Raw genomic sequence first — 6429 nt, 5'->3', positions numbered from 1 at the left:
GCAGCGGGGCGGCTGGCGGTGGCGTGGTGGCAGGCGGTGGCGCGGCGGCTGCCGGCGGCGTCGCGGCGCCGGGTGGGGCCGGGGTCGCGGCAGCCGAGCCGCTGCCCGAGGCCGAGTCGTGAGCCGCGACGTCGACGAGCGGATCCTGGCCGCGGCCTACGAGCTGCTGGCCGAGCGCGGCATCGGCGGGCTGACGGTCGAGGCGGTCGCCGAGCGGGCCGGCGTGGCCAAGACGACGATCTACCGCCGGTACCGCAACAGCGCCGACCTGGCGACGGCCGCGATCGCGCACTTCGACGTCGACGTCGACGCCGCCGAGCAGCACGAGGACCTGCGCGACGCGCTGCTGGCGTTCCTGATCGCCTTCGGCAGCAAGCTCGAGACGGTCGGGCTCGACGTGCTCGGGACGATGCTGGTCGAGCGCGACGACAGCGACGCCCTGCGCCTGCACCGCGAGCGCGTGGTCGAGCCGCACCGCGAGCGGATGGACGTGATCGTGCGCGCGGCGCAGGAGCGGGGCCAGGTGCGGGCCGACTTCGACGGGCTGCTGGCGCTCGAGCTGCTGGTCGGCTCGTTCTTCGCCCGCCACGTCGCGGGCCGGCCGATGCCGGTCGAGGAGTGGGCCCGGCAGGCGGTCGACCTGCTGTGGCGGGGGATGGCGCCGTAGGGCGGTTCCGCCGCCCGACCATCAGCCGATCGCGGCGCCCTTGCGCTGGTTGCAGGGGGCGCAGAGGACCTGGAGGTTCTCGACCGTGTTGGCGCCGCCGAGCGCGATCGGGATCACGTGGTCGTATTGCAGGTCGAAGGTCGCGCCGCACTCGGCGCAGGCACCGCCGTCCCGCTCCCAGACGGCCCGCCGGACCTCGCGCGGGAGCGGCTCGCGGCGGGGGCGTTCCGCGTGCTCCTCGCCGGCGAGCGCGGCGTGGGCGCGCTCCAGCCGGCGACGCTGGCGTCGCTCGCGGTCGCGGACCAGGGCCAGGACGTCGTCGGCCGAGAGATCGTCGTCCTCCCAGTAGACGCGGTCCTCGAACGCCCACCAGGTCCGGGCCTCGTCCCGCAGCAGCGGGACGGGAAGCGTCAGCTGCTCCTCCTGGAGGGCCCGGAACGCCCGCGCGCCCCAGGTCGCGGTCGCCTGCTCGCGACCGTGGACCAGGCCGTAGCGGCGCCCGAGCGGCGTCAGGCGGCGCTCGAACCGTGCGCTCTTGGCTTCCCGCAGCATGCCGGCGACGGTAGGCGGGCCGGGGGATGGGGTGCAGGCGATCGTGCAGGGCCGTGGGGGCGGGGCGTGGGACGAAACGGTCGGCGGGCGACCGGAACCTCACGGGCGGGGCGGCGCTATCGGCCGCGGCGCGCCTTCTGCGCGGCGCCGACCAGTCCCAGGGCCCCGACGACGACCATCGCCGCCAGCAGCGCGGCGCCGACGACGGCCGCCAACGTCAGGGCCGACGAGGCGAGCGACTGCCAGTGGTCGCAGTTGCCGCCGCAGCTGGCCCCGCCACCGGGTCCCATCACCGTGTAGACCCCGAGCCCGCCGAGCACGACCAGGCCCAGCAGCGCCTCGAGGCCGAGCAGAAGACGCAAGATACGTCCCGATGTCTCAGGCTGCACGGGCCAAGCGTATACGTGCGGGCGCACCGCGGGGCGCGGCTGGACGGAGGTCCGATCGCGGTTGCGGCGAGTGGGTCGAGTCGAGGCGGCGGCCAGGTGCCCGACCGCCGGCGTCCCTACCGTGGGCGGATGCCGATCGACGAACGCGGCGGCCTCCGGATCCTGCGCCTGGGCCCCGACGGCCCGCTGGTCTCGACCTCCGAGGAGACCGCGGACCTGATCGGCAGCGCCTGGTTCGAGCGGGCGAACGTGATCGCCGTCCCGGTGGCGCGCCTCGACCCGGCGTTCTTCGACCTCCGCTCGCAGATGGCCGGCGGGCTGACCCAGAAGCTCGTCAACTACCACCTCAAGCTCGTCGTGATCGGCGACGTGTCGCCGTTCGAGGCGGCGAGCGGCGCCTTCCGCGACTACGTCGCCGAGTCCAACCGCGGCGGGCACGTCTGGTTCGTGCCGGACGAGGCGGCGCTCGATCGGCGACTGGCGGCGGGGTAGCCGGCCCCGGGAACGCGAAAGGCCCGCGAACGCGGGCCTTCCTCGACAGAGCCTCCGAGCGGACTCGAACCGCTGACCCCTTCATTACGAGTGAAGTGCTCTACCAGCTGAGCTACGGAGGCGAGGATCGGAAGGGTAGCGCGGTCGTCGCGATACCGTTGGCTCGATGGGCATCTTCGGTTGGATCGTGCTGGGACTCGTGGCGGGACTGCTGGCGCGGGCGGTCGTCCCGGGCTCGCAGGCCCAGGGCTGCCTGACGACGACGGCGGTCGGGGTGCTCGGCGCGCTGATCGGCGGGGCGATCGCGTCGGCGGCCGACGTCGGCGAGATCGGCTCGTTCTACGACTCCGGCACCTGGGCGATCGCGATCCTCGGATCGATCCTGCTGCTGCTCGTGCTGCGCGCGCTCAGCGGCCGCGGCCGACGACGCTGAGCCGCCGCGCGCCGCCGCCGCTCTGGCCACTGGTGCGCCTTTGGCACCTGCCAGGTGCCAAACGCGCACCAGTCGCGCCGCCCGCTCGCCCGCGCCGCCCGCCTAGCGCCCGATCACCCGCCGCACCGCCCGCCGTCGCAGCTTGCCGCCGTGGTGGGTGCGGCCGGTCAGGGTCACCCGGAACCGCCGCCCGGTGGCCAGCTCGCGTCGCCCGCGGGCCGTCAGCCGCAGCGCGAACCGGCGCGATCCCGGCCGCCCGACGCGCACGACGTCCTCGGCCAGGCGCCGCCGCACCCGGTGGCCGCCGAGTCGCTCGATCGTCGCCCGCAGCCGCACGCGGCCCGGGACCGAGGTCCGCAGCCTGCCGCGCAGCCGTCCCGTCCGCCGCAGCGTGCGGGCGTCGGTCCGGTCCAGGGACAGCCGCAGCGAGAAGCGGGTCGCCGGCGCCGGCGCCGGTGGCCGTCGAGCGGGGAAGCTCGGGCAGCCGGCCGTCTGGCGCGGGCGCAGCAGCGGGTCGCCGGTGCGCAGCTCGGCCAGCGACATCCCGTCGATCCGCCGGACCATGTCGGCCGTCCAGCGCACCTGCCGCGCCGCCAGGTCGGCGTCGAGCTTGTCCATGTGGCCGTTCTCGGTGATCGACACCAGGTAGTTCGGCCCGGCCAGGAACCCGATCTGCGGCACGCCCGCGGCCTGGAACGCACCCCCGATCCCGAACTGCAGCCCCGGGCGCACGAAGGCGACGTGGGGGATGTCGTGCTCCTGCACGCTCGCGACCGTCGGCGCCCGCAGGCCGGTGTCCGAGACCCAGACGCCGAGCATCTCGGGGTCGCCGGTCGGTCGGTAGCCGCGGCCGACGACGTCGACCCACTCGGTACAGCCGAAGTGCTCCATCGTGATCGCCGCGGCCGCGCACCGGACCAGCTCGGGGTGATCCTCGATGAAGCCCTCGGTCTGGGGCAGGCCGCTGGCCATGTGGCCGGTCACGGCGCTGAAGACCAGCGACCGCCGCAGCCGCTGCGACCGCGGCAGCGATCCGAAGTGGCGGGCCAGGTGGACCATCGCCACGCCCCCGTTCTCCTCGGCGAAGTTCTGCCCGTCGGTGTGGGTGTTGAGGATCGTCGCCTCGTCCGTCGTCCCGGGGAGGACCGCGACGATGCTCGGCGAGGTCGTCTTGCGGCGGTTCGCGGTCAGGGTCAGCCGGGCCGGGGTGGCCGACACGGCGGCGTCGCGCAGGCGGCGGCCGGTGTCGCGGTCGACGCAGAGCGCCGGCAGCGGCTCGAACGGCCCGAGGAACGGCGAGTCGTTGCCCTCGAGCGCCTCGTACGAGGCGTCGAAGACGAACACGACGCCCGCGGCACCGGCCTGCTTGAAGACCCCGGTGCTCGTCCCCAGCGGGATCCAGAGCCGCTTGTAGTCGCGCAGGGCGATGTCGGCGACGGTGTGCCCCGACCAGTGGAAGCCGTTCAGCAGCGGCAGGAACGTCGACTCCGGCAGCGGCAGCGGCAGCGGCAGCGGCAGGTCGACGACGACGATCGCGCCGCGCATCGACATCCGCGGGATCTGGGCCACCAGCGCGGCGAGCGCGCTCAGCAGGTCCGCCGGGTAGCGATCGAGCGCCGAGAGCAGCCCCTGCAGGTCGGTTCCGAGGGTGTTGAGGCTGGGCAGCGGCAGCGCGCCGCCGTAGACCAGCGGCCCCGTCACCCCGGCCGGGCCGGTCTCCTGCGAGCGGGTCACCTGGGTCGCGACCCGCACCGGGCCGGGGGACGGGCCACCGAGCAGCTCGAGCGTGCGCCCGGTCGCCTCCCACGACGTCAGCTCGTGCTCGTCGCGGGCGATCACGGTTGCGCCGGCCGCCTCGAGCTCGCGCTCCATCCAGGCGACGAACCTGGCGTGGGCCGGCGTCCCGGTCAGGCGCGGGCCGAAGTCGACCATCCGCTGGATGTCGGCGCGCAGCGCGGCCGGCCCGGGCAGCGGGACGACGCCGCGCGCGGCGGACCCGGCCGCGCGCGCTCCACGGCTGCCGAGCGCGCCGGCGAGCGCCAGCCCGGACGCGCCGGCCGCGGCGTGCCCCAGCACTGAACGGCGGGTCAGGCGCTGCTCCACGTTGCTCTCCCCAGGGCACGTCTCCCGCGCGGGCGGAGCGCCCCAGCCCCCGTCCCGCGCCGCGGCCTCCCCAGCCGCTCGCCGCGACTCCGACCGATCGGAGTAACGCCACGTCTTTCGATGTTCGCCGACGACCGTGGGCGCTGTCAACCCGGCGGCCGGTCTGGCAGGCTGCCGGGGTGGCCAGCAGCGTCCAGCCCGTCCACCCGGGCGTCTTCTTCGAACCGCCGGTGACGCTGCCCCGCGGGCGCCACCAGCTCCCGCGTGGGCAGATCCTCGGCGCCCAGCGGGAGCGGCTGATGATCGCCTTCACCGAGCTGCTGGCCGACCGCGGGTTCGCGCGGGTCGCCGTCGCCGACGTCGCCGCCCGCGCCGGCGTGTCGCGGACTGCCTTCTACGAGGCATTCGCGGACAAGCAGGCGTGCGCCTTCGCCGCCTACGACCGCTTCATCGACGTGCTGCTGGCGCGGGTCCGCGCGGCGCTCGCGGCCGACGGGGACGTCGGGACGGTGCTCGCCGCGGCGATCGGGGCCTACTTCGAGACGCTGCAGTCCGATCTGGTGGTCGGCCGTGCCTTCCAGGTCGAGATCGACGCCGTCGGACCGGCGGCCCGCGAGCGTCGTCGCCGCTCGCTCGATCGCTTCGCGGCCGCGCTGCGGAGCCGCCACCAGGCGCTCCGCGAGCGGGATCCGCTGCTGCCCGACGTCGGCCACGTGATCTTCGTCGGCCTGATCTACGCGGTCCGCCAGCTGGCCAGCGATCTGCTCGAGCGCGAGCGCGAGCCGCGGTTCGACGCGCTGCTGCCCGAGCTGGTGCCGTGGATCGTGGCCGGGTTCGGCCGCCCCCGCTAGCCGTGGACGCCGTGCGCGCCTGCGCGTCGGCGATCCAACGTCCGTCCGCCCGCCGGCCACGCGGCTACGCGCGTCCCGGCGCTTGGACGACCACGAGGGTGTGAGGCCGCAGCACGCCACGCGATCGACCCGCCTGCTCGTGGCGATCCTCGTCCTGATCGCGGTCGGCCTGTTCCTGCTCTTCTCGCCCCCGATGCTGCTGCACCGGGCCCACGCGGCGACGCCGATCGCCGGCCCGCTGCAGCTCCAGGCCGAGCGCACGACCAGCGGCTCCAGCGAGCGCGCGCGGCTGCAGATCAGCGGTCGCACGCCGGCCAGGCTCCCCGCGGGGGCCGCCGTGACCGCGCGGGTGCTGGCGGCTCCGGTCGCCACGCCCTGCCCGCGGCCGAGCAGCGACCGTCGCGGTCGCCTCTCGACCCCGCCCGGCGCGACCCGGGTCGGCTGGCGCTCGCTGAGCGCGCTGCGCCCGGGCACGCGGCTCGGAGCCGGACGCGCCTTCACGATGGTCGGCACGGTCGCGCTCCCCGCGACCGGCCAGGTGCGACTGTGCGGCTACCTGGTCCGCACCGGGACGCGGCCGGCGATCCTCGAGCACGCCTCCGACCTGCTCGACCGCCGGCTGAGCGCGTTCCTCGACCCGGTCGTCGGGCGCTCGCTGGCGGCGACCCTCGATCCGGTCGTGCGCGCGGTCGCGCCGGTCGTCGTCGCGCTCGCCCTGCTGCTGCTCTCGCTGCGGATCCGGCGGGTGGTCCTGGCCCGTCGCCAACGCCGCCACCGGATCGCGCGCTGCACGTCGTCGCCGCACCGGCGGCTGCCGGGCACCCGCCCGCACGCCGCGGGCCACATCGCGCCGCCGGCCGAGCGCGCGGTGACGCTGCCGCCGCTGCCCGCCGGCGTCGTCGTACCCGACGTCCTGCCCGCGTCGCTGGGCGGCCGGCCGCC

The 6429-nt window shown here is 75.8% G+C and carries 7 protein-coding genes, 1 tRNA gene and 1 pseudogene; 5 read left to right on the top strand and 4 right to left on the bottom strand.

Features of this window, described 5'->3' with window-relative positions; genetic code table 11:
- The first annotated feature begins 118 nt into the window (after positions 1–118).
- On the top strand, positions 119–667 hold the full coding sequence (locus tag PAI11_RS02360; protein WP_007570452.1) for a TetR/AcrR family transcriptional regulator: 549 nt from the start codon (positions 119–121) through the stop codon (positions 665–667).
- A 21-nt stretch (positions 668–688) separates the two neighbouring features.
- On the opposite strand, the gene PAI11_RS25220 is transcribed toward PAI11_RS02360, so the two are convergent.
- Positions 689–1219 carry an HNH endonuclease gene (locus PAI11_RS25220; protein ID WP_007570450.1) on the bottom strand — a complete coding sequence of 177 codons (531 nt, stop codon included), beginning with the start codon at positions 1217–1219 and terminating at the stop codon, positions 689–691.
- A gap of 116 nt (positions 1220–1335) precedes the next feature.
- Positions 1336–1581 (bottom strand): hypothetical protein, encoded by a 246-nt coding sequence (locus PAI11_RS02350; protein ID WP_007570448.1) that lies wholly within the window; start codon positions 1579–1581, stop codon positions 1336–1338.
- A 156-nt stretch (positions 1582–1737) separates the two neighbouring features.
- Here PAI11_RS02350 and PAI11_RS02345 point away from each other — a divergent pair, with 156 nt between their 5' ends.
- Positions 1738–2100 (top strand): DUF4180 domain-containing protein, encoded by a 363-nt coding sequence (locus tag PAI11_RS02345; protein ID WP_007570446.1) that lies wholly within the window; start codon positions 1738–1740, stop codon positions 2098–2100.
- Between the two features lie 49 nt (positions 2101–2149).
- Here the strand turns inward: PAI11_RS02345 and PAI11_RS02340 are convergent.
- Positions 2150–2222: transfer RNA gene (locus PAI11_RS02340), tRNA-Thr, on the bottom strand.
- A gap of 44 nt (positions 2223–2266) precedes the next feature.
- On the opposite strand from PAI11_RS02340, the gene PAI11_RS02335 reads away from it, so the two are divergent.
- Complete coding sequence (locus PAI11_RS02335) at positions 2267–2533, top strand: GlsB/YeaQ/YmgE family stress response membrane protein (RefSeq protein WP_007570444.1); 267 nt, start codon at positions 2267–2269, stop codon at positions 2531–2533.
- 102 nt (positions 2534–2635) lie between these two features.
- Here the strand turns inward: PAI11_RS02335 and PAI11_RS23790 are convergent, their stop codons facing one another.
- The gene (locus PAI11_RS23790) at positions 2636–4636 is read right to left on the bottom strand and encodes a zinc-binding metallopeptidase family protein (RefSeq protein ID WP_138974057.1); all 2001 of its coding nucleotides are present in this window, start codon (positions 4634–4636) and stop codon (positions 2636–2638) included.
- A 179-nt stretch (positions 4637–4815) separates the two neighbouring features.
- Between PAI11_RS23790 and PAI11_RS02325 the strand changes: the two genes are divergently transcribed.
- Both PAI11_RS02325 and PAI11_RS02320 read left to right on the top strand, forming a co-directional pair.
- Positions 4816–5487: a TetR/AcrR family transcriptional regulator gene (locus PAI11_RS02325; RefSeq protein WP_007570440.1), complete on the top strand. Its 672-nt coding sequence runs from the start codon at positions 4816–4818 to the stop codon at positions 5485–5487.
- 100 nt (positions 5488–5587) lie between these two features.
- Positions 5588–6429: pseudogene (locus PAI11_RS02320) on the top strand (hypothetical protein); the annotation flags it as partial.

The sequence above is a fragment of the Patulibacter medicamentivorans genome (assembly GCF_000240225.1).
In the GTDB taxonomy this organism is placed as follows: domain Bacteria; phylum Actinomycetota; class Thermoleophilia; order Solirubrobacterales; family Solirubrobacteraceae; genus Patulibacter; species Patulibacter medicamentivorans.
This window is presented reverse-complemented; position numbering and strand designations above follow the sequence as displayed.

Coding starts and splice junctions, on each gene's coding strand:
- PAI11_RS25220 (WP_007570450.1), bottom strand. CDS start 1,219: ATGCTGCGGGAAGCCAAGAGCGCACGGTTCGAGCGCCGCCTGACGCCG.
- PAI11_RS02345 (WP_007570446.1), top strand. CDS start 1,738: ATGCCGATCGACGAACGCGGCGGCCTCCGGATCCTGCGCCTGGGCCCC.
- PAI11_RS02335 (WP_007570444.1), top strand. CDS start 2,267: ATGGGCATCTTCGGTTGGATCGTGCTGGGACTCGTGGCGGGACTGCTG.